The following is a 21,293-nucleotide window of genomic DNA, read 5'->3' on the forward strand; positions in this document are numbered from 1 at the left end:
CGGTCGCTCATGGGTGGAACGTTGACTATTCGGCACAGCAAGGCTTGTTCTCCTAGTACTGCTTCGGCGTGGAAGAGAGCATCAGGTCTGGTTGTGTCGGGCACGTTGTTGGGTCCTGAGGGAACGGTTTCCGTTGTCTCAGTGCCGGCCTCACTTGAGGTGGTCTTCGGATCATCGAGGGTGTGTGACTGGTCGTTGTTTGAGAACTGCACAGTGGACGCGAGCATCTGTGGCCAAGTTTTTAAGGGCGCACGGTGGATGCCTTGGCACTAGGAACCGATGAAGGACGTGGGAGGCCGCGATAGGCCCCGGGGAGCTGTCAACCGAGCTTTGATCCGGGGGTGTCCGAATGGGGAAACCCGGCAGTCGTCATGGGCTGTCACCCGCTGCTGAACACATAGGCAGTGTGGAGGGAACGCGGGGAAGTGAAACATCTCAGTACCCGCAGGAAGAGAAAACAACCGTGATTCCGGGAGTAGTGGCGAGCGAAACTGGATGAGGCTAAACCGTATTGGTGTGAGACCCGGCAGGGGTTGCCAATGCGGGGTCGTGGGATTTTTCTTGATCGGTCTGCCGGCCGGTCGGCGAGTCAGAAACCGTATGGGTAGTCGAAGGACATGCGAAAGGTCCGGCGTAGAGGGTAAGACCCCCGTAGACGAAATCTGTACGGCTCGTTTGAAGAACTCCCAAGTAGCACGGGGCCCGAGAAATCCCGTGTGAATCTGGCGGGACCACCCGCTAAGCCTAAATATTCCCTAGTGACCGATAGCGGATAGTACCGTGAGGGAATGGTGAAAAGTACCGCGGGAGCGGAGTGAAATAGTACCTGAAACCGTGTGCCTACAAGCCGTGGGAGCGTCGTTCATCAGCTTGCTGGTGGGCCGTGACTGCGTGCCTTTTGAAGAATGAGCCTGCGAGTTTGCGGTGTGTAGCGAGGTTAACCCGTGTGGGGTAGCCGTAGCGAAAGCGAGTCCGAATAGGGCGACCCAGTTGCATGCCCAAGACCCGAAGCGGAGTGATCTAGCCATGGGCAGGTTGAAGCGCGGGTAAGACCGTGTGGAGGACCGAACCCACCAGGGTTGAAAACCTGGGGGATGACCTGTGGTTAGGGGTGAAAGGCCAATCAAACTCCGTGATAGCTGGTTCTCCCCGAAATGCATTTAGGTGCAGCGTCACGTGTTTCTTGCCGGAGGTAGAGCACTGGATAGGCGATGGGCCTTACCGGGTTACTGACCTTAGCCAAACTCCGAATGCCGGTAAGTGAGAGCGTGGCAGTGAGACTGTGGGGGATAAGCTCCATGGTCGAGAGGGAAACAGCCCAGAACACCGACTAAGGTCCCTAAGCGTGTGCTAAGTGGGAAAGGATGTGGAGTCGCAGAGACAACCAGGAGGTTGGCTTAGAAGCAGCCACCCTTGAAAGAGTGCGTAATAGCTCACTGGTCAAGTGATTCCGCGCCGACAATGTAGCGGGGCTCAAGCACATCACCGAAGTCGTGTCATTCACATGCGAAGGCCTAACGGCTGTGTGGATGGGTAGGGGAGCGTCGTGTGCCGGGTGAAGCGGCGGTGGAAACCAGTCGTGGACGGTATACGAGTGAGAATGCAGGCATGAGTAGCGATACAAGAGTGGGAAACTCTTGCGCCGATTGACCAAGGGTTCCTGGGTCAAGCTGATCTGCCCAGGGTAAGTCGGGACCTAAGGCGAGGCCGACAGGCGTAGTCGATGGACAACGGGTTGATATTCCCGTACCCGCTTTGAAGCGCCAACGTCGAACCTCTTGATGCTAAGCCCGTGAAGCCGTCCTGGAGCCTTCGGGCAAAGGGAAGTGGTGGAGCCGGTGACCCAACGGGTAGTAGGTGAGCGATGGGGTGACGCAGGAAGGTAGTCCAGCCCGGGCGGTGGTAGTCCCGGGGTAAGGGTGTAGGCCGAGTGATAGGCAAATCCGTCACTCATTGAGGCTGAGACCTGATGCCGAGCCGATTGTGGTGAAGTGGATGATCCTATGCTGTCGAGAAAAGCCTCTAGCGAGTTTCATGGCGGCCCGTACCCCAAACCGACTCAGGTGGTCAGGTAGAGAATACCGAGGCGTTCGGGTGAACTATGGTTAAGGAACTCGGCAAAATGCCCCCGTAACTTCGGGAGAAGGGGGGCCATTCCTGGTGATGGGTCTTGCACCTTGAGCTGGGGGTGGCCGCAGAGACCAGCGAGAAGCGACTGTTTACTAAAAACACAGGTCCGTGCGAAGCCGTAAGGCGATGTATACGGACTGACGCCTGCCCGGTGCTGGAACGTTAAGGGGACCGGTTAGCTCCATTTCGGTGGGGCGAAGCTGAGAACTTAAGCGCCAGTAAACGGCGGTGGTAACTATAACCATCCTAAGGTAGCGAAATTCCTTGTCGGGTAAGTTCCGACCTGCACGAATGGCGTAACGACTTCTCGACTGTCTCAACCATAGGCCCGGTGAAATTGCATTACGAGTAAAGATGCTCGTTTCGCGCAGCAGGACGGAAAGACCCCGGGACCTTTACTATAGCTTGATATTGGTGTTCGGTTCGGCTTGTGTAGGATAGGTGGGAGACTTTGAAGCAGCAACGCCAGTTGTTGTGGAGTCGCCGTTGAAATACCACTCTGGTCGTGCTGGATGTCTAACCTGGGTCCGTGATCCGGATCAGGGACAGTGTCTGGTGGGTAGTTTAACTGGGGCGGTTGCCTCCTAAAGGGTAACGGAGGCGCCCAAAGGTTCCCTCAGCCTGGTTGGCAATCAGGTGTTGAGTGTAAGTGCACAAGGGAGCTTGACTGTGAGACTGACGGGTCGAGCAGGTACGAAAGTAGGGACTAGTGATCCGGCGGTGGCTTGTGGAAGCGCCGTCGCTCAACGGATAAAAGGTACCCCGGGGATAACAGGCTGATCTTCCCCAAGAGTCCATATCGACGGGATGGTTTGGCACCTCGATGTCGGCTCGTCGCATCCTGGGGCTGGAGTAGGTCCCAAGGGTTGGGCTGTTCGCCCATTAAAGCGGTACGCGAGCTGGGTTTAGAACGTCGTGAGACAGTTCGGTCCCTATCCGCTGTGCGCGTAGGAGTGTTGAGAAGGGCTGTCCCTAGTACGAGAGGACCGGGACGGACGAACCTCTGGTGTGCCAGTTGTCCTGCCAAGGGCATGGCTGGTTGGCTACGTTCGGGAGGGATAACCGCTGAAAGCATCTAAGCGGGAAGCCTGCTTCGAGATGAGCACTCCCACCTCCTTGAGAGGGTAAGGCTCCCAGTAGACGACTGGGTTGATAGGCCGGATATGGAAGCCCTGTAAGGGGTGGAGTTGACCGGTACTAATAGGCCGAGGGCTTGTCCTCAGTTGCTCGCGTCCACTGTGTTGTTCTGAAACAACGACCCACCCGAAAATGTTCGGGTGTCGGTTGACAGTTTCATAGTGTTTCGGTGGTCATAGCGTGAGGGAAACGCCCGGTTACATTCCGAACCCGGAAGCTAAGCCTCACAGCGCCGATGGTACTGCAGGGGGGACCCTGTGGGAGAGTAGGACGCCGCCGAACAATCATTGCTGAAAAGCCCCTGATCCACTCGGATCAGGGGCTTTTCGCATTTCCGGATCAGCCCACCGGCCCGGTGTTGCTGCAACCACCAGCAGGTGGTCCTAGGTCCACCCCGGTTTTGGGGTGCCATGGCCAGTGTGGGTGGCCGCCGGTTCGTGAACACTGATGGAGGACGATCGGTACTGGCATCAGGAGCTTCCCGTGACAACAGCGAGTCGTACGAACGGCACGTCCGTACGTGCTCAGACCCAGGCGGCCTTCGTGGCCGGCGGTGAGGGGCTGGCACGGCTTGCCCTGGTGGTGTGCGCGGCGGTGCCGGGGGCGGTGCTGCCGGTGGGCGCCGCGATCTTCGCGGGCGTGGTCACCGCCGAGTTGACGCAGTCGTACGACCTGGAGGCCTTCTTCGCCCTGGTGGTCGGGGCGGCCGTCGGCATCGTGGTGGCCGCGGCCAACATCCGCCACACCGCGAGCCGGACGCGCGGGCAGCTGACGCGCTGGTACGGGGTCCGGCTGCCGGCGGTGTACGGGCACCGGCCGGGGCTGGAGTTGGACGACCGCGGGCACTGGTGGACGGGGTACTCGTACCACCGCTCGCAGACGGTGGCGAAGTACGCGCAGCTGGTCCACTGGGGGCTGCGGGACAGCACCACCCGCGGTGAGCTGGCCTGGCTCGCGGTGAACCCCTTCCTCACGCTGGTCCTGGCCGGGCCGGTGGCCGCCCTGCTCGTGCTGGGGACGGCCTACGCCCTGGCGGGGCCGGTCATGCCGGACGGGCTCGGGCCGTTCAGCTCGCGGATGATGTCGGTGCTGCTGAGCCTCGGGATCGGGGCCGCCATGGTCGCCGCCGGGATACTCGTGGCACCGTTCGCGCTGCGCGCGTACGCGGAGGTGGCCCGCCGGGTGCTGGACCAGGACGGCCGGGCGTCGCACGCCCAGCTGACCAGGCGGGTGGCCGAGTTGACCGAGACGCGGGCGGACGCGGCGGGCAACCAGGCGGCCGAGCTGCGGCGGATCGAACGGGACCTGCACGACGGCGCTCAGGCCCGGCTGGTCGCGATAGGGATGACGCTGGGCACGATCGAGCACCTGATGGACACCGACCAGGCGGCCGCGCGGGAGTTGCTGGCCGAGGCCCGGCAGTCCTCGGCGCGGGCCCTACAGGAGCTGCGGGACCTGGTCCGCGGCATCCACCCGCCGGTGCTCGCCGAGCGCGGGCTGGGCGACGCCGTCCGGGCGCTGGCACTGGACAACGCGCTGCCGACCGAGGTGTTCGTCAGCCTGCCGGACCGGCCGCCGGCGCCGGTGGAGGCCGCCGTGTACTTCAGCATCTGCGAGCTGCTGGCCAACGCGGCCAAGCACTCCGGGGCGGAACAGGTATGGGTGGACATCCTGTACCGGGCCGGCTTCCTGCGGGTCACGGTGACGGACGACGGCGTGGGCGTGGCCGATCCCTCCCGGGGGACCGGACTGCGCGGCATCGAGAAGCGGTTGGGTACCTTCGACGGTGTCCTCGCCATCGACAGCACGTCGGGCGGTCCGACCACCATCACCTTGGAGTTGCCGTGCGAGTTGTCCTCGCCGAGGACCTCTACCTCCTTCGCGAAGGCCTGATCAGGCTGCTGGAAGCGCACGGGTTCACCGTCGTCGCGGCGGTGGAGACGGGGCCCGAGCTGCTGGAGGCGCTGCTCACCCACCGCCCGGACGTGGCCGTGGTCGACGTCCGGCTGCCCCCGACGCTCACCGACGAGGGGTTGCAGGCGGCGCTCAAGGCCCGCCGGGAGATCCAGGGCCTGCCGGTCCTGGTGCTGTCACAGCACGTCCAGCAGCTGTACGCGCGGGAGCTGCTGGCCGACGGCACGGGCGGCATCGGCTACCTGCTGAAGGACCGGGTGTTCAACGCGGGGCAGTTCATCGACGCGGTCCGCCGGGTGGCGGCGGGCGGGACGGCGATGGACCCGGACGTGATCGCCAAGCTGATGCAGACCACCTCGCGCCGGCCGGGCCCGCTGCTGCGGCTGTCCCCGCGGGAGCGGGAGGTGCTGGAGCTGATGGCCGAGGGCTGTTCCAACTCGGCGATCGCCGCCCGGCTTTCGGTGAGCGACGGCGCGGTGGCCAAGCACATCGCCAACATCTTCACCAAGCTCGAACTCGCCCCGGACGAGGACGCCAACCGCCGGGTGCTGGCCGTGCTGACCTACCTCAACGGCACGGCGGGGCAGAGCAGCTGACGGTCCGGCCGGTCGCTCCGGGCGGGCCGTCCGGCTCCGCGGGCCGCCGCCGCACCGCGAACCCGTGACACCCCAGGCTGCGGGAACGCTTAAACAGGTGTACGAGTAAACTCCGGTGGGCCGAGCCCGGAGGTCGCTCGACCGTCCGGCGGCCCGAACAGCGGGACCGGGCAGTCGAGGCAGCGTACGGCCGCAGCCGACATCCAGGGGTTGATAGACGTAATGGCACGCCCAACGCTCACCAAGGCCCATCGGGGCCTGCTCGGCCTGGTCGCGGCCGGCGCCTTCATCATCTCGGGCATCGGGTTCGCGGGTTCGTACAACGCGGTGCGCGAGCTGGCCCAGGAGAAAGGTTTCGGCGCCTTCTCCTACGCCTTCCCGATCGGCGTCGACGCGGGCATCGTCGTGCTCCTGGCGCTCGACCTGGTGCTGACCTGGCTGCGGATCCCCTTCCCGATGCTGCGGCAGACCGCCTGGGTGCTGACCGTCGCCACCATCGCCTTCAACGCCGCCGCCTCCTGGGGCGACCCGCTCGGCATGGGGATGCACGCCGTCATCCCGGTGCTCTTCGTCGTCGTGGTCGAGGCCTCCCGTCATGCGGTCGGCCGGATCGCGGCGATCACCGCGGACCGCCACATGGAATCGGTCCGGGTGATGCGCTGGATCCTGTCCCCGGTGCCGACCTTCCGGCTCTGGCGGCGGATGAAGCTCTGGGAGCTCCGCTCCTACGACGAGGTCATCCGGCTGGAGCAGAACCGCCTCGTCTACCGGGCGCAGCTGCGCTTCCGCTACGGTCGCGGCTGGCGCCGCTCGGCGCCGATCCAGGCGCTGCTGCCGCTCAAGCTGGCCAAGTTCGGCGTGCCGCTGGACCCCGCGCTGCTCGACCGGCTGGACGACCAGGCCCGCGAGCGCGAGGCCTCGGAGGTCCCGGCGGGGCAGGAGCCGCAGGCGCTCCCGGGCCAGGAGGGCCGCGCCGCCGCCCTCGCCCCGGCGGCCGCCGGCTCGTCGGCCCAGGCCGGTCCGCCGCAGCAGCTCACGCACCCGCAGCAGCTCCCGCAGCAGGCGCCGCAGGCCCAGCAGCCGCAGCCGGCGACCGCTCAGGCGGCCCAGGTCGCCCAGGTCGCCCAGGCCGAAGCCGCCGCTCCCGCGCCGTTGCCCGCCGAGGTGGCCGCGCCCATGCTGGCGAAGCTGGCGGCCGTCCGGCTGCGGGCCGCGCAGGAGCCGGAGGAGGCGGCGGACGTCGTCCCGCAGCCGCACCGTGAGGAGCTGAACGTCTGGACCGAGCGTCCGGTCCGCACCACCGGCCACCCGACCGACGCGGCCCCCGGCGGACGGGTGCCCGGCCAGGCCTCGCCCTGGTTCAAGCCCCCGCGCCCGGTCGCCGAGGAGCCCGCTGATTCGGTCGCCGCCGCCGCTCCGGTCGCCGCGCCCGTCCCGGTCCCCACCGCCGGTCCGGCGCCCACCGCCTCCGGGTCCCGGACGCAGGCCCAGCACCCGGCCGGCCCGCAGCAGTCCGAGCAGCCCGTCGAGCCGCAGCCCGGGCCCGCCCGGCAGCCGGCCCAGCAGCAGGCGCAGCCCGTGGGGGCCGAGCAGCCGGTCCCGGCCGAGGAGCCCGCCCCAGCCGACCTGCCCGAGTCCCACCAGGCCCCGTCGCGCCTCGACCCGGACCTCGCCTACGAGGCGCTCGTCACCTACATGGACAACCACAACCACCAGCCCGACCCGCAGCGCCTCGCCGACTGGCTGACCAGGGAGTACGGCGTCACCGGCAAGGGGCTCGACGGTTCGGTCCACCCGAAGGAGGTCGCCGAGTTGTACCCGGAGCTGCGCGACCGCTACGAGGCCGCCGGGAGGGACTGAGCGGGGCCGCCACCCGTCCAGCGCTCGGTCGGGCCATTGACGCCCGATCCCGCCGGAGTTACCTTCGCCTCAACAAATTGTTGAAGCGCCGGTTCGGCGCGGGCGCTGGTTCGGCATGGAGGAGTGCGGATGTCGCAGGTCGAGGTCGACGGTAACGGGCCGACTGAGGGGGCCTCCTTCTCCAGCGCCGCCCGGGCCGCCGTGGAGGCGCTGCTCGCCCCGGTCGACGCCGACCTGGCGCGCCGCTACCCCGGCGAGTCCGGGACCAGGCAGCCGGTGCACACCGTCTACGTCCCCGCCGACGCCTTCGCCGCCGACACCGTACGGGAGTGGGGCCGTCAGGCCCTGGCGGCCTTCGACACCCACGCCGGCACGACCGCCGAGCTGGCCCGCGCCCTCGGCGTCGCCGACGACGAACTGCTCGCCGACGTGCACGCCCGGGTCCGTGCCAAGCTGGAGCGCGAGCCGGTCGAGGACCTGCGGATCGACTTCGAGGACGGCTACGGCCCCCGCCCCGACGCCGAGGAGGACGCGGCCGCGGTCCGGGCCGCCGAGCTGATCACCGCGGCCGTGGCCGAGGGCAGTGCCCCGCCGTACGTCGGCATCCGGATCAAGTGCATGGAGGCGCCGGTCCGCGCCCGGGGCATCCGCACCCTGGAGCTGTTCCTGGCGACCCTGCTGGCCGGTGGCGGCCTGCCGGAGGGGCTGGTCCTGACCCTGCCCAAGGTGACCTACGCCGAGCAGGTCACCGCGCTGGTCCGGCTGCTGGAGGACTTCGAGCGCCGGGCCGGGCTGCCCGCCGGCCGGATCGGCTTCGAGATCCAGATCGAGACCACCCAGGCCATCCTCGGCCCGGACGGCCGGGCCACCGTCGCCCGGATGATCGAGGCCGCCGAGGGCCGCGCCACCGGTCTGCACTACGGCACCTTCGACTACAGCGCGGCCTGCGGCGTCAGCGCGGCCCACCAGAGCATGGACCACCCGGCCGCCGACCACGCCAAGGCGGTCATGCAGGTGGCCGCGGCCGGCACCGGGGTCCGGCTCTCGGACGGTTCGACCAACGTCATCCCGACCGGCTCCACCGAGCAGGTGCACGCGGCCTGGAAGCTCCACCACGACCTGGTCCGCCGCTCGCTCGCCCGCGCCTACTACCAGGGCTGGGACATGCACCCGGCGCACCTGCCGACCCGCTACGTCGCGGTGTACTCCTTCTACCGCGAGGGCCTGGCGGCCGCCGCCGCCCGGCTGGCCGCGTACGTCGCCAAGGCGGGCGGCGACGTGATGGACGAGCCGGCCACCGCCCGGGCGCTCAGCGGCTACCTGCTGCGCGGCCTGGACTGCGGCGCCGTCGACCTCGCCGAGGTCACCGCGCTGACCGGCCTGGACCGCGAGCGGCTGGACACCCTCGCCGGCCGCTGAGGCCCGGCCCTCCGAAGCCCCGGCCCGTCGCAGCCTGCTCCCCTGCGGTCCGGCCCTTGGCCCCCGGTGAGCCGACCCCCCGGCCGGTGGTCCCCGCCGGCCGCTGATGCCCCGCCCGCGCGCCAACTAGGCTGGCGGTGCCGCCCCGGGTCCCCGGGGTGCGCGCCGCCAGCCTTTCGCCGTTCCCGGGAGAACCACCGCGCCATGTCCGCCACGCCGGAGCCCACCGCCAGGCCGTACCTCACCATCCGGCGGGCCGGCAGCCACGAGATCGAGATCAAGAAGTCCCGGTTCATCTGCCACCTCGCCCGGGTCGCCGACGAGGAGGAGGCGCAGGCCTTCATCGCCGGCATCCGCAAGCAGTACTGGGACGCCCGGCACAACTGCACCGCCTTCGTGGTCGGCGACGAGCAGCGCCGCGAGCGCTCCAGCGACGACGGCGAACCCGGCGGCACGGCCGGGGTGCCGATGCTGGAGGTGCTGCGCCGACGCGGCCTGACCGACACCGTCGCCGTGGTCACCAGGTACTTCGGCGGGATCAAGCTCGGCGCCGGCGGCCTGGTGCGGGCGTACGGGAACGCGGTCTCGGAGGCCGTGGACGAGATCGGTCTGCTGGAGCGGCGGCCGGTCGCGCTGCTCGCGGTGACGGTGGACCACGTCCGGGCCGGGCGGGTGGAGAACGACCTGCGGGCGGCCGGGTACGCGGTCAGCGACCTCGCCTACGAGGCGACCGGGGTGCGGATCGAGGTGGGGGTGCCGGAGCCCGAGGCGGCGGCCTTCCACACCTGGCTGGCCGAGGCGACCGGGGGCGGCTCGGTGGCGGTCCCGGCCGGTCGTACCTACGTCGAGGTGCCGGTCTGAGCCGAGGCGCCACCCCCGGCCGCCCGCCGCCGTCGCCCCGCCGGCGTCGTCCTGCCGGCGTCGTCCTGCCATCGTCGGGCCGCTGGGTTCCGGACAGAGATTCGGCCACAACGCCCCCGGCCCGTTTCGGTCTCCCGGGGGCCTGCCTAGCCTGAACCGGCCGTCGATGCCCGTCCGCCCAGCAGCCGGGAACCGTCCGGCCCGCCCAGGACGCCTCGCCAGGAAGCCGTCGCGATGCCCGTCGTCCGGACCATCACCCTGCCTCCGGGTGCGGGCACCGGCTGGCACTACCACCCGGGCCGGGTCGACGTGGTGGTGCTCTCCGGGACGCTGACCCGGACCCTGCACGACGGCCGGGTCGAGGTCAGTCGCGCGGGGGACACCCTGGTCGAGGAGGCGGGGCCGGTCCACATCCACGTCGGCCGCAACCTCGGGGCCGAACCCGTGGTACTGATCGCGAACTACGCCGCCCCGGCGGGCCACCCGTTGGCCGTGCCGGTCGCGGAACCCGCCTGGAACCGCAGTCCCACCGGGCCCGCAGGGGTCTGACGGACCCTGGCGCCGAGGTCGCCCGTGCCGCCCGCGGCAGGCCGTTCTCCGTAGCCCAGGCCCCGCGCCACGCGGAAGACGGCTTGAACATATTCACCCGAACGTAGGGTCATGGCCCGGAGTTGGAACTTCCGCTCCGGGCCGTGGCGTTTCCTGGGCAAGGATCCGGCGGAACCGGACGAAACCCATCGATGGAGGACACAGGACCCCACCCCGCACCACGGAGGTATGCGCATGGCCTCAGACCGTTCGACTCCAGACCGTTCAGCCTCGAATCGCCCGACCTCGAACCACGTCCGTTCGCACGTCGGTGCCGATCTCCCCGGCCCCCGCGGCCCCGCGACTCCTTACCGGATGACCGTCACCACGGCCCTCCCGCACGCCGACGCCGTCGCGCTGGCCGACGAACAGCTCGCCTCCTGGCTGAAGCAGGAGGGCTGCGACGAGCCCCCGCCGACCGTCCGCGTCCCCACCGGGCAGCCCTTCGCCGCACCGGCCCCCGGAGCGCCGCCCGACCCGTCGACCCCCTCGACCGCTCCCGCCTCCGCCCCCGGCCTCGCCGAGCGCCTCCGCCTGGGCGACCGGGTCCTGCTCGACCGTGACCACGGCCCGCTGCGCGGCGGCGCTGGCGCCGGCCGCTACGACCGTCGCCGGCTGAGGACCCCGGCCGCGCACGGCACCCAGCAGCTCACGCTCACCGTGGCCACCGCCGCCGGCGGCCCCACCTGGCTGCGGCTGGAGGCCGAGACGCACAGCACCGGCAGCGGCGTGCGCACCCCGTGCCGGGTGCCGGTGCCCGAGCTCGCCCGCTCGCTCCTGCCGCTGCTCGACGCCACCGACGGTCCGACCGCCGTCCGCACCGCACCCCGGGTGATCACGGCCGACGAGGTGGACGCCCTGATCGACGAGCTGTGCGATCCGGAGCGCCGTCTGCCCACCGTGGTCGCCAGCGTCCCGGTGAACCTCCCGCTCGAGCACTGGGTCGAGGACGTCGTCGGCCCGCTCTGCCACCAGCTGCCCGGCCTCGCGACCGCCTACGTCCTGGACCCGGGCGCCCGCACCGGGTTCAACGTCGCGCTGGAGTACCACACCGTCTACGGCGGGGCGGTGCGCACCTATCTGCCCGAGGTCGACCCGGCCTCCCGGCAGGACTCCGCCCGACATCCGGTGCTCGCCCGGGGCCGAATAGAGCAGGACCTGCGCCGGGCCGCCGGACTGCTCGCCCGTGAGCCGCGCCGGCTCGCCGCCGACCAGCCGCTGCCGCCGCCGCTGGCGGCCGTCCCGGTCCTGCGGGTCCCGGCGCCACAGCTCCGCCGGGCCGCCGACCCGGCCGGGCCGGTCGAACCGGCCACGCGGGCCACCCCGGCCCGCTCGGCCGCGTCGGCCACCCCGGCCGCGCCGGACAGCCTGAGGGCGCCGGCCACCCCGGCCGCGCCGGCCGACCTGACCGAGCTGGCCGAACTCGCCCGCGAGGAGCAGCAGGACCGCGCCGAGCAGCAGGCCAGGGCCGACGAGCTGGAGCAGGTCCGGCGCACCCTGCGGCTGGAGCGCCACGACCGCCGTGACCGGGGCCAGGGCCGGGAGGGCCACGACGGCCGGGAGGCCCGCGAGGCACGCCCGCGCACCGGGGGCCGCGCTCTGACCGGCCGCCACTGCATCACCTCGGGCACCGGACCGGCCGTCGGGCAGCACCCCGTCGCCCCGCCCGTCGACGGCTTCGGCAAGCCCGGGAACTTCACCGAACTCATCTCCCGGTTGGGCGAGTTCCCGCTGCTGACCTTCACCGGGGACCAGAAGGCCACGCTCGCCCTGGACGAGCTCCAGCGCACCGGCGCCGGCTGGGCCCGGCTTGCCTGGGACGGTCTGACCGCCCTTCAGGAGTACGCCGAGGCCGCCGTCCGCGGTACGGCCGGTGGGGACTTCAAGCAGTGGTGCGAGCACACCCCGGAGGGCTGTCACCGCTTCCCGCCCCGCAAGGCCGTGCGCGGGGAGTCCAGAACGGTGTTCAGCCACACCAAGTGGAAGCGCGAACGGATGCTGCCGGTGCCGGAATGCGTGGACGCCTCCCGTCGGGCGTTCATGGGGGCGCACCTGCGGATCGGCGGCGGCCGCACCGCGCCCCGGCTGCACTACCTGGACGACTGCTCGGGCAGTGGCCGGATCTACGTCGGTTACATCGGTCTGCACCTGACCAACACCAGGACCAACTGACCGGCTTGGCTGACCGTTGCGCCCGTTCGGTGGACAATGTCCGGCAGGGGTGGGTCCGCGGGTTCGTCGACCGCCCCCTGGCAGCCGCCGGACGAGCATGGGGGAACGACGACCGATGCAGCACTCAGCAGACGGCCGGCCCGACGGCACCGCCACCGTTCGGATCCCCCAACCGGGCTTCCTCGCCTCGGTCTTCCGCGACCTCGGCGTCGACGGGGCCCCGGAGCCGGAGGCCGTCACCGGCCGCGCCGCCGTCGGGGCGGCGGGTGACGGTCCGTCCGTCCCGGGCCCCGCCGGCCCCGTCGACGAGGGCGGCTTCGGCGCCGCCGGCACCGCCCGGACCGCCGCCGACCACGCCGAGACCGATCCGGCCGACCGGGCGGCCCCGGCTGACCGGGCCGACCGGGCCGAACAGCCGGAAGCCGACCGGGACGGCGGCGGCCCGGGCGGCACCGGGTCCGGCCCGGTCGACCCGGAGGAGGCCGTCGCGGCGCACGCCCGGGCTGCCGCCCTCACCCACCACCGCACCGTCACCGTCCAGGCCGAGCACGACCGGCTCGCCGACCTGCTGCGACGGGCCGCCCTGCCCGTCTCGGCCATGGACTTCGAGAGCCAGCTGCGCCACTACGAGCCCCGCCCCTACCCGGCCGACGGCCCCGGTGCCGGAACCGCCGACGGGGCGGAGCCGCGCTGGGCGGACTTCGCGCCCGCCGAGCCGGCCGTGACCGGCCCCGGGAGCGGTCCGTCCAGCCGCCTGCTCGACTCCGGCTACCAGCGCGAACTGGCCCAGGCCCGGCTCACCCACCAGCGCGCCCTGCGCGAGTGGCGCACCCGCCGGGCCGAGGCCGGCAGCCCGGCCGCCGACGAGTCCCGGCGGGTCCACGAGGCGGCCGAGGAGGCCAGGGCCCGCGCCGTGCGCGAGTACAACGAGAGCCTGGAGGAGTGCCGGCGGGCCTACCGTCTGGCCGAGCCGGCCGCCGTGGAGTCGCTGATGGAGCGGGCGCTGGCCGCCGCCGAGACGGCCACCCAGGACCTGCCCGCCCCCTGCCGGGCGGTGTTCCGCCCGCTCACCCGCACCGCCGTGCTGGACCTCGACCTGCCGCCGCTCGACCTGGTGCCCTCGCTCGCCGGCTACCGGCTCGCCCCGGACGGCGACATCGTCCCGGTACCGCGTCCGCCGGCCGACCGGGCCACCGACTACCTGAGGCTGGTCGCCCGGCTCGCGCTGCGCGCCCTGCAGGCCGCCGACGCGGTGGACACCGACGAGATACTCGCCGGCGTCGTCCTCAACGGCTGGCTGCGCGAGCCCGGCACCGCCGAGCCGCTCTGCCTGGTCAGCGTGGACGCCGACCGTGACGCGCTGGCCCGCACCCGGCTGCTGCCGCCGGAGACCCCGTACGAGGAGCGCGACGACGAGGGCGTCTACGCCGACGCCGAGCAGGACGAGGCCCTGGTCCGGCTGCGCCAGCTGGGCGCCGCGGTCACCCCGGATCCGTACGACCGGTCGGGTGTCCAGCCGGCCGCCCAGGCCGGGGCCGCCGTGCCGGCCGCGACCGATCTGTCCGCCAACGAGTTCGTCCAGCTGGTGCGCGACCTGCTCACCCGGGGTGGGCTCGCCGAGTGGAGCGTCCGGCTGCGCGGCCCGGCCGGGCTGGTCGCCACCGGCGAGGGCGCGCCCGGCAGCGCGCTGCCCGGCCGCTGGGTGGTCTGGGCCTCCCGGGGCACCGAGCCGGTCCCCGCCGAGCAGATCGCCACCCTGGCCGACGCCGTCCAGGAGGAGTCCGCCGAGCGCGGCCTGCGGCTGACCACCGGCCGTTTCGCCGACGAGGCCCTGGACCTCACCGCGGAGGAGAGCCACCGGCACATCCACCTGATCGACGGCGACGGGGTCCGCGAACTCGCCCGCACCCACCTCGGCCTGCCGCTCGCCGCCGACCGCTGACCGCGTGCCGCCTGCTGCTCGCCTCCGCGGCTCCTCCACCCCTGCCCCAGCCCGCTGCACGCCCCACCTGCGGGGTCACCCCGACGGCCCATCCGGCGGGCGCCCCGCCACCCCCGGACCGACGCTGGGGAACGGGCCCCGGCCTCGCCCGGCACCCCGGTCGACAGCCGTCGAACCTCGGTCCGGTACGGTCGGCGGTCGGCCCGGCCACGGGCGGACCCCAGGGGGAGAGGAATGGGCAGAGCGCTCGGCAGACCACACGGCGGCACCGGCAACCCGGCCGCACCCGCGGCGGAGGCGGCCCGATGACCGCCGTCCTGGTCGCCGCCGGGGCCTTCCTGATGACGCTGATCGGCGGCTTCGTCGCCCAGCGCACCCGCGACCGCCGCCACCTGGTGCTCGGCTTCGCGGCCGGCCTGATGCTGGGCGTGGTCGCCTTCGACCTGCTGCCCGAGGCCATCCACCAGGCGCCGGGCGAGGTGCACGGCGTGCCGCAGGCGCTGCTGATGTTCGCGGCCGGCTTCCTCACCATCCACGTGGTCGAGCGCGCGGTCGCCATCCACCGCGGCCACGAGGGCGAGTACGCCGAGCACACCCACGGCGGCCACCACCACGGGCACTCCCACAGCACCGGGCACCAGGGCGTCGGGCTGACCGCCGCGCTCGCCCTGGTCGGGCACAGCGTGATGGACGGCTTCGCGATCGGCGCCGCGTTCCAGGCGGGCAGCACGGTCGGCACCGTGGTGGCCATCGCGGTCGTCGCGCACGACTTCGCCGACGGCTTCAACACGTACACGATCACCCGGCTCTACGGGAACAACCGGCGGCGGGCGCTGACCCTGCTCGCGGCGGACGCGCTGGCCCCGGTGTCCGGCGCCGCGATCACCCTGGCGTTCACCATCCCGGAGCACCTGCTCGGCCTCTACCTGGGCTTCTTCTCCGGCTTCCTGCTCTACCTGGCGACCGCCGACATCCTCCCCGAGGCCCACAGCCCGCACCCCTCGCGCAGCACCCTGCTCTGCACCGTCGCCGGGGTCGGCTTCATGTGGCTGGTGATCGGCTTCGCCAAGTGAGCCCGCTGCCCGCCTGACGAAACCTCCTAGAGCCGCCCCCAGCACTCCCGCATCGACGCCAGCGCCTCGGTGATGGCCGGCCGACGGGAGGCCTGGGAGCGCCAGAGCGCGAAGACCCGCCGGCTCGGCTCCGGCGTCACCCGGCGGGCCGCCACCCCGGGCGGCAGCGGCCCCCGCCCGAGCTTCGGCACCAGGCCCATCCCGAGACCGGCCGCGACCAGTGCGATCTGCGTCTCGAACTCGCCGACCTGGTAGCGCACGTCCGGCTCCTCGCCGACCTCGCGCAGGGTGCGGACCAGCCAGTCGTGGCAGATGTTGCCCGGCGGCACGCTGATCCAGCGCTGCCCGCGCAGCCGCTCCACCGGCACCGGGTCGAGCGCGGCCAGCTCGTCGTCGGCGGGCAGCAGCAGGTCGACCGGGTCCGTCCCGAGGTCCAGCCGGGTGACCCCGTCCTGCACCGGCAGCGGCACCGTCGGCCAGTCCTGCACCAGTGCCAGGTCCACCTCGCCGCGGGCCACCAGCTCGGCCGCCGGGTACGGGTCGCGCTCCAGCAGCCGGACGTCCAGCTCGGGGCAGCGCCGCCGCAGATCGGCCAGCACCGCGGGCATCAGCCCGCGCGCGCCGGAGGCGAAGGCGGCGACCAGCAGCCGTCCGACCGCCTGGCCGCGCTGCTCCTCCAGCCGCACCTCGGCCCGCTCCACGAGGCCCAGCACGGTCTGCGCGGTGGCGGCCAGTTCGCGCGCCGCGTCGGTCAGCACCACGCCCCGGCCCTGCCGCTCCAGCAGCACCGTCCGGGTCTCCCGCTCCAGCTTGGCGATCTGCTGCGAGACCGCCGAGGGCGTGAACCCGAGCGCGGCCGCCGCCCCGCCGACCGAGCCGTGCACCGCCACCGCGTGCAGCGCCCGCAGGCGCCCCAGATCCATCATGCAGCGATCCTAAAGTGTCTCCTTCAGTATTCATCGCTGGTGCTACACGGTCCCGCGCCACCATGCTCGACCCATGACCGCGACACCCGCCGCCGTGAGCGGCACGAGCAGCACGAGTAGGACGAGTAGGACGAGCAGCACGGCCGGCACGGCCGGTACGGGCGGCGCGAGCATGAGCGCGCCGCACATCGCGCTGGCCGTCCTGGTCGCCGCCGTCTGGGGGCTCAACTTCGTCCTCATCCACGTCGGCCTCCAGAACTTCCCGCCGCTGCTCTTCTGCGCCCTGCGGTTCGCCGTCGTCGCCGTGCCGGCGGTGTTCTTCGTCGGCCCGCCCAAGGTGGCCTGGCGCTGGGTGGTGGCGGTCGGCGTGGTGCTCGGGGTCGTCAAGTTCGGGCTGCTCTTCCTCGGCATGCACGCCGGGATGCCGGCCGGCCTCTCCTCCCTGGTGCTCCAGGGGCAGGCCGGGTTCACCGCGCTGTTCGCCGCCGTGCTGTTGCGCGAACGCCCCGGCCGGCAGCGGCTGCTGGGCCTGGCGATCGCCTTCGCGGGCATCGGGCTGAGCGCCTACGACCAGGGCGCCGGCGGTCCGCTGGGCGCCTTCGTGCTGGTCGTCCTGGCCGCTGTCGCCTGGGGCCTGGCCAACGTGCTGACCCGTAGGGCGGCGCCGCCGGACGCGCTGCGCTGGATGGTCTGGGTCAGCGCCGTCCCGCCGCTGCCGCTGCTGGGACTGTCCCTGCTGGTCGAGGGGCCCGCGGCGGACCTGCGCGCGCTGCGCGACATCACCCCCGCCGGGCTCGGCGCGATCGGCTACGTCGGGCTGGTCTCCACCCTGCTGGGCTTCGTCGCCTGGAGCTTCCTGCTGCGCACCTACGACGCGACCGCCGTGGCGCCGTACTCGCTGCTGGTGCCGGTGTTCGGGATGTCCTCGGCCTGGCTGCTGCTCGGCGAACGGGTCAGCCCGGCCGCCGCCGGGGCCGCGCTGCTGGTGGTCGCCGGGATCGGGATCACCGCGCTGAGTCCGGGGACGCCGAGCGCCGTGGCGGCCCGGCTGCGAGGAAGCGGGCCTCGGCCGAGCGCAGCACCCGCAGCAGCACCTCCTCGTCCGCGGGGCTGACCTCGCCGAAGTACTCCTGCGCCACCTCGTCCCGGACCTGCCCGATCCGCTCCACCGCCGCGCGGCCGGCCTCGGTCAGCAGGATCCGTACGGCCCGCCGGTCCGCCGGGTCGGGACTGCGCTCGACCAGGCCGGCGTCCTCCAGCGCGTCGACCACGGTGGTGGCCGAGCGCGGGGCGATGTGCAGCTTGTCGGCGAGGTCGCTGAGCCGCATCGCGTGGTCCGGCGTCTCGCAGCCCGGCACGTGGGCGAGCGTGCGCAGCGCCCGGGCCTGGCCGGGGGTGATGCCGTAGGGCTCCAGCCGCCAGCCGGTCTGGCGGCGGATCCGCTTGATCGCCCTGGTCATCGCGTCCGCCAGCTCGGCGGCGCCGCCGACCGCGCCGGGGACGCCCGGGACGCCGACGGTGGCGGATGCGGAGGCGCGAGGAGTGCCGGGGGAGTCCGCCGGGTCGTCGGTCGGCGTGGTGGTCATCGGCGGTCTCCTCGGCTGGTGTCCGGCCAAGCGTAGCGACCGGTCCGGAGCTCTCGGTGGTCGGCCGACGACGGTCGCGGAAATATGTTGAGCTTAGCTCAGTATCTGCGTTAGCGTAGATCCGAGTGAGGGGACCCTAAGTTCCCTCCCCTACCCTGGAGGGCCCATGCCCGTTTCCACCGCACACGTCTCCACCGACCGCCCCGGCCGCTACGCCAAGCAGCTCGCCGCCCACATGGGCCGCAAGATCGAGGCCACCTACTCCGAGGAGACCGGCCGCGGCACCCTGGTGTTCAGCGCCGGCACCGCCACCCTGGAAGCCCGGCCGGACGCCCTGCTGCTCACCGTCGAGGGCGAGCGCGACAAGCTGCCCGGCCTGGAGGACGTCGTCGGCCGCCACCTCGTCCGCTTCGGCGCCCGCGACGAACTCGTCGTCGAGTGGCAGCGCGACAACGGCGAAGCCGGCCTGGTTCACCGCAACGAGGACCCCGAGGCCTGACGCCCCCCGGCGCCGGGCCGGGGCAGCCACCGGTCGAACGGCCACAGCACCAGGACGGCCAGGCACCAACTGGCCACCACGTCCAGCAGCCAGTGGAAATCGCTCCACACCAGCCCCGCGCCCACCCCCGCCGCCGACAGCGCCGCGACCGCCGTCGCCACCCGTGCGGCGCGCGGCCCCGACACCCGGGCCAGCAGCAGCGCCGCCACCCCGTACGAGATCGCCGCCGTCGCGGTGTGCCCGGACGGGTACCAGCCCCACTGCCCCGGCGTCAGCGCCTCCCCGAGCGGGCCCGGCCGGGCGAAGGCCGACTTCGCCGGGACCACCAGCAACGGGATCAGACCGGCCGTCAACGCCGCCACCGGCAGCGGCAGCCACCAGCGGCCCGACCCGGACCGGCGCCACCGCCAGGCGGCCAGCGCACCGGCCAGCAGCAGCACCGGAATCGCCGGGACACTGCTGCCCAGGTCCGACAGCAGGTGGCCGAGGCGGTCGGGCAACGCGCTCGGGAGGTCATGGCGCGCCGTGTGCACGGCCCGGCGGACCCAGCGGTCCAGCCCGAGCAGCGGCCCGTCCACCGCCACCTGCCAGGACACCGCCAGCAGCACCACCACCGCCACCGCCGGCACGGCCACCGACCGGGCCGCCCGGGACAGTCGCGCCGGGACAGCGGACAGCCGCCCCGGAGCAGGGGGGAGAGCTCCGGGGCGGCTCTGATGATCGCCGTTCCGTGCGCCCCGGGGGGTGTGGGTCGGACGGTCGGTCGATCGGCCTTCGGTATGCGCCACCCCTCCCGGGGCGGCCTGGTTGTCCTCGCGGGGCACCCGCGGAACCGTCCCCGAGGGGGGCTCCGCGGACGGCTCCGCCAATGGCTGAGGCTCGCTGTCCATCTGCGATGACACTACGTCAACAGCCCTTCCGCGCCGAGCGCCTTCAGCGATTCCGCACATCATCTTCACCCCGGGCCGGGCAACCTCCGGGGCCTCCCGACGATCATGCCCGACCGCGTGCCCGGCCCCGCGCGAAACCGAACGGCCCGTGCGGACCAGAGGTCCCCACGGGCCGTTCAGCGCTGTCCGGACAACCCTCCGGCGGGCAGGCGGCGCCTGGATCAGGCGGCGGTCACACCCTGCAGGGCGAAGGCGCCCTCGATGATGTCCAGGCCCTCCTCGAGCAGGTGCTCCGGGATCACCAGCGGCGGCAGGAAGCGCAGCACGTTGCCGTAGGTGCCGGCGGTCAGCACCACCAGGCCCTCGGCGTGGCAGGCCTTCGCCACGGCCGCGGTGAGCTCCGGGTTCGGCTCCTTGGAACCCGGCTTCACCAGCTCGATCGCGATCATCGCGCCGCGACCGCGGACCTCGCCGATCACCTCGAACTTCTCCTGCAGTGCCCGCAGGCGGCCCAGCATGATCTCGCCGATCCGCTGCGCCTTGCCGTTGAGGTCCTGCTCCTTCATCGTCTCGATGGCGCCCAGCGCGGCCGCGCAGGCCACCGGGTTGCCACCGTAGGTGCCGCCCAGGCCACCCGCGTGCGCGGCGTCCATGATCTCGGCGCGACCCGTCACCGCGGCCAGCGGCAGACCGCCGGCGATGCCCTTGGCGGTGGTGATCAGATCCGGGACGACACCCTCGTCGTCACAGGCGAACCACTGGCCGGTGCGGCAGAAACCGGTCTGGATCTCGTCCGCGACGAACACGATGCCGTTCGCCTTCGCGTACTCCACGATCGCCGGCAGGAAGCCCTTGGCCGGCTCGATGAAACCGCCCTCGCCCTGGATCGGCTCGATGATGATCGCGGCGACGTTCTCCGCGCCGATCTGCTTGTTGATCATGTCGATCGCCTGCGCGGCGGCCTCGGCGGCACAGTTCTCCGCACCGGTCAGCCAGCGGTAGGGGTAGGCCACCGGCACCCGATAGATCTCCGGGGCGAACGGGCCGAAGCCCTGCTTGTACGGCATGTTCTTCGCCGTCAGGCCCATGGTGAGGTTGGTGCGGCCGTGGTAACCGTGGTCGAACACCACGACGGCGGTGCGCTTGGTGTAGGCACGGGCGATCTTCACCGCGTTCTCGACCGCCTCGGCGCCCGAGTTGAACAGCGCGGTGCGCTTGTCGTGGTCACCCGGGGTCAGCTCGTTCAGCTGCTCGGCGACGGCCACGTAACCCTCGTACGGGGTCACCATGAAACAGGTGTGGGTGAAGGCGGCCAGCTGCTCACTCGCCTTGGCCACCACGGCCTCGGCGCTGTTGCCGACGTTGACCACGGCGATGCCGGAGCCGAAGTCGATCAGCGAGTTGCCGTCCACGTCCTCCAGCACACCGCCGTTGGCACGGGACACGTACACCGGCAGGGTGGTGCCGACGCCGGCCGCCACCGCACCCAGCTTGCGGGCCTGCAGCTCCTGCGACTTCGGACCGGGGATCGCGGTGACCAGGCGGCGCTCCTGCGGGAGCGGCGTTGCGGCGCTCATGGGGTTTCTCCAGACTTCTCGGCTCGGTGGTTCGCAGGCTACGGCCGCCCTCCCCGCCCAGGCATGCGCCACTCGGTAGCAGTGCGCCTTCCGACTTGTCCGGCACGGCCAGCGCGAGTGGCG

The 21,293-nt window shown here is 71.8% G+C and carries 15 protein-coding genes and 2 rRNA genes; 13 read left to right on the forward strand and 4 right to left on the reverse strand.

The window, feature by feature from the left end; translation table 11 throughout:
- Window positions 1-231 precede the first annotated feature (231 nt).
- From ACYP53_RS14250 to ACYP53_RS14300, 11 genes are all read left to right on the forward strand, one after another.
- Window positions 232-3,351: ribosomal RNA gene (locus ACYP53_RS14250) — 23S ribosomal RNA — on the forward strand.
- Window positions 3,352-3,432: 81 nt separating this feature from the next.
- A 5S ribosomal RNA gene (gene rrf / locus ACYP53_RS14255) occupies window positions 3,433-3,549 on the forward strand.
- A gap of 201 nt (window positions 3,550-3,750) precedes the next feature.
- The gene (locus ACYP53_RS14260; protein ID WP_459647591.1) at window positions 3,751-5,160 is read left to right on the forward strand and encodes a sensor histidine kinase; all 1,410 of its coding nucleotides are present in this window, start codon (window positions 3,751-3,753) and stop codon (window positions 5,158-5,160) included.
- On the forward strand, window positions 5,112-5,777 hold the full coding sequence (locus ACYP53_RS14265) for a response regulator transcription factor (RefSeq protein ID WP_189924645.1): 666 nt from the start codon (window positions 5,112-5,114) through the stop codon (window positions 5,775-5,777). Before ACYP53_RS14260 ends, ACYP53_RS14265 begins: the two co-directional genes overlap by 49 nt.
- Window positions 5,778-5,999: 222 nt before the next feature.
- Window positions 6,000-7,637 (forward strand): DUF2637 domain-containing protein, encoded by a 1,638-nt coding sequence (locus tag ACYP53_RS14270; RefSeq protein ID WP_459647592.1) that lies wholly within the window; start codon window positions 6,000-6,002, stop codon window positions 7,635-7,637.
- A gap of 129 nt (window positions 7,638-7,766) precedes the next feature.
- Complete coding sequence (locus ACYP53_RS14275) at window positions 7,767-9,056, forward strand: DUF6986 family protein (protein WP_189924647.1); 1,290 nt, start codon at window positions 7,767-7,769, stop codon at window positions 9,054-9,056.
- 204 nt (window positions 9,057-9,260) lie between these two features.
- The gene (locus ACYP53_RS14280) at window positions 9,261-9,917 is read left to right on the forward strand and encodes a YigZ family protein (RefSeq protein ID WP_459647593.1); all 657 of its coding nucleotides are present in this window, start codon (window positions 9,261-9,263) and stop codon (window positions 9,915-9,917) included.
- A 234-nt stretch (window positions 9,918-10,151) separates the two neighbouring features.
- Window positions 10,152-10,466, forward strand: a complete 315-nt coding sequence (locus tag ACYP53_RS14285; RefSeq protein WP_189924652.1) for a cupin domain-containing protein — start codon at window positions 10,152-10,154, stop codon at window positions 10,464-10,466.
- A gap of 354 nt (window positions 10,467-10,820) precedes the next feature.
- Window positions 10,821-12,677 carry a hypothetical protein gene (locus ACYP53_RS14290; RefSeq protein ID WP_459647594.1) on the forward strand — a complete coding sequence of 619 codons (1,857 nt, stop codon included), beginning with the start codon at window positions 10,821-10,823 and terminating at the stop codon, window positions 12,675-12,677.
- Between the two features lie 115 nt (window positions 12,678-12,792).
- The gene (locus ACYP53_RS14295) at window positions 12,793-14,619 is read left to right on the forward strand and encodes a restriction endonuclease (RefSeq protein WP_459647595.1); all 1,827 of its coding nucleotides are present in this window, start codon (window positions 12,793-12,795) and stop codon (window positions 14,617-14,619) included.
- A gap of 305 nt (window positions 14,620-14,924) precedes the next feature.
- A complete protein-coding gene (locus ACYP53_RS14300) occupies window positions 14,925-15,692 on the forward strand; it encodes a ZIP family metal transporter (RefSeq protein ID WP_189924658.1) in 768 nt (255 codons plus the stop codon).
- 26 nt (window positions 15,693-15,718) lie between these two features.
- Here the strand turns inward: ACYP53_RS14300 and ACYP53_RS14305 are convergent, their stop codons facing one another.
- On the reverse strand, window positions 15,719-16,618 hold the full coding sequence (locus ACYP53_RS14305) for a LysR family transcriptional regulator (RefSeq protein WP_189924660.1): 900 nt from the start codon (window positions 16,616-16,618) through the stop codon (window positions 15,719-15,721).
- A 172-nt stretch (window positions 16,619-16,790) separates the two neighbouring features.
- On the opposite strand from ACYP53_RS14305, the gene ACYP53_RS14310 reads away from it, so the two are divergent.
- Window positions 16,791-17,732 carry an EamA family transporter gene (locus tag ACYP53_RS14310; RefSeq protein ID WP_459647981.1) on the forward strand — a complete coding sequence of 314 codons (942 nt, stop codon included), beginning with the start codon at window positions 16,791-16,793 and terminating at the stop codon, window positions 17,730-17,732.
- Here ACYP53_RS14310 and ACYP53_RS14315 read toward each other — a convergent pair.
- Window positions 17,623-18,204 carry a MarR family winged helix-turn-helix transcriptional regulator gene (locus tag ACYP53_RS14315; RefSeq protein ID WP_459647596.1) on the reverse strand — a complete coding sequence of 194 codons (582 nt, stop codon included), beginning with the start codon at window positions 18,202-18,204 and terminating at the stop codon, window positions 17,623-17,625. The two genes, ACYP53_RS14310 and ACYP53_RS14315, sit on opposite strands and share 110 nt — an antisense overlap.
- Before the next feature lie 166 nt (window positions 18,205-18,370).
- On the opposite strand from ACYP53_RS14315, the gene ACYP53_RS14320 reads away from it, so the two are divergent.
- Window positions 18,371-18,703 (forward strand): DUF2218 domain-containing protein, encoded by a 333-nt coding sequence (locus ACYP53_RS14320; RefSeq protein ID WP_459647597.1) that lies wholly within the window; start codon window positions 18,371-18,373, stop codon window positions 18,701-18,703.
- On the opposite strand, the gene ACYP53_RS14325 is transcribed toward ACYP53_RS14320, so the two are convergent.
- The gene (locus ACYP53_RS14325; protein WP_459647598.1) at window positions 18,676-19,338 is read right to left on the reverse strand and encodes a phosphatase PAP2 family protein; all 663 of its coding nucleotides are present in this window, start codon (window positions 19,336-19,338) and stop codon (window positions 18,676-18,678) included. The genes ACYP53_RS14320 and ACYP53_RS14325 overlap by 28 nt on opposite strands.
- Before the next feature lie 476 nt (window positions 19,339-19,814).
- Window positions 19,815-21,170 (reverse strand): 4-aminobutyrate--2-oxoglutarate transaminase, encoded by a 1,356-nt coding sequence (gene gabT / locus ACYP53_RS14330; RefSeq protein WP_189924666.1) that lies wholly within the window; start codon window positions 21,168-21,170, stop codon window positions 19,815-19,817.
- Between the last annotated feature and the right edge of the window lie 123 nt (window positions 21,171-21,293).

It is taken from the genome of Kitasatospora sp. Ki12, assembly GCF_054601375.1.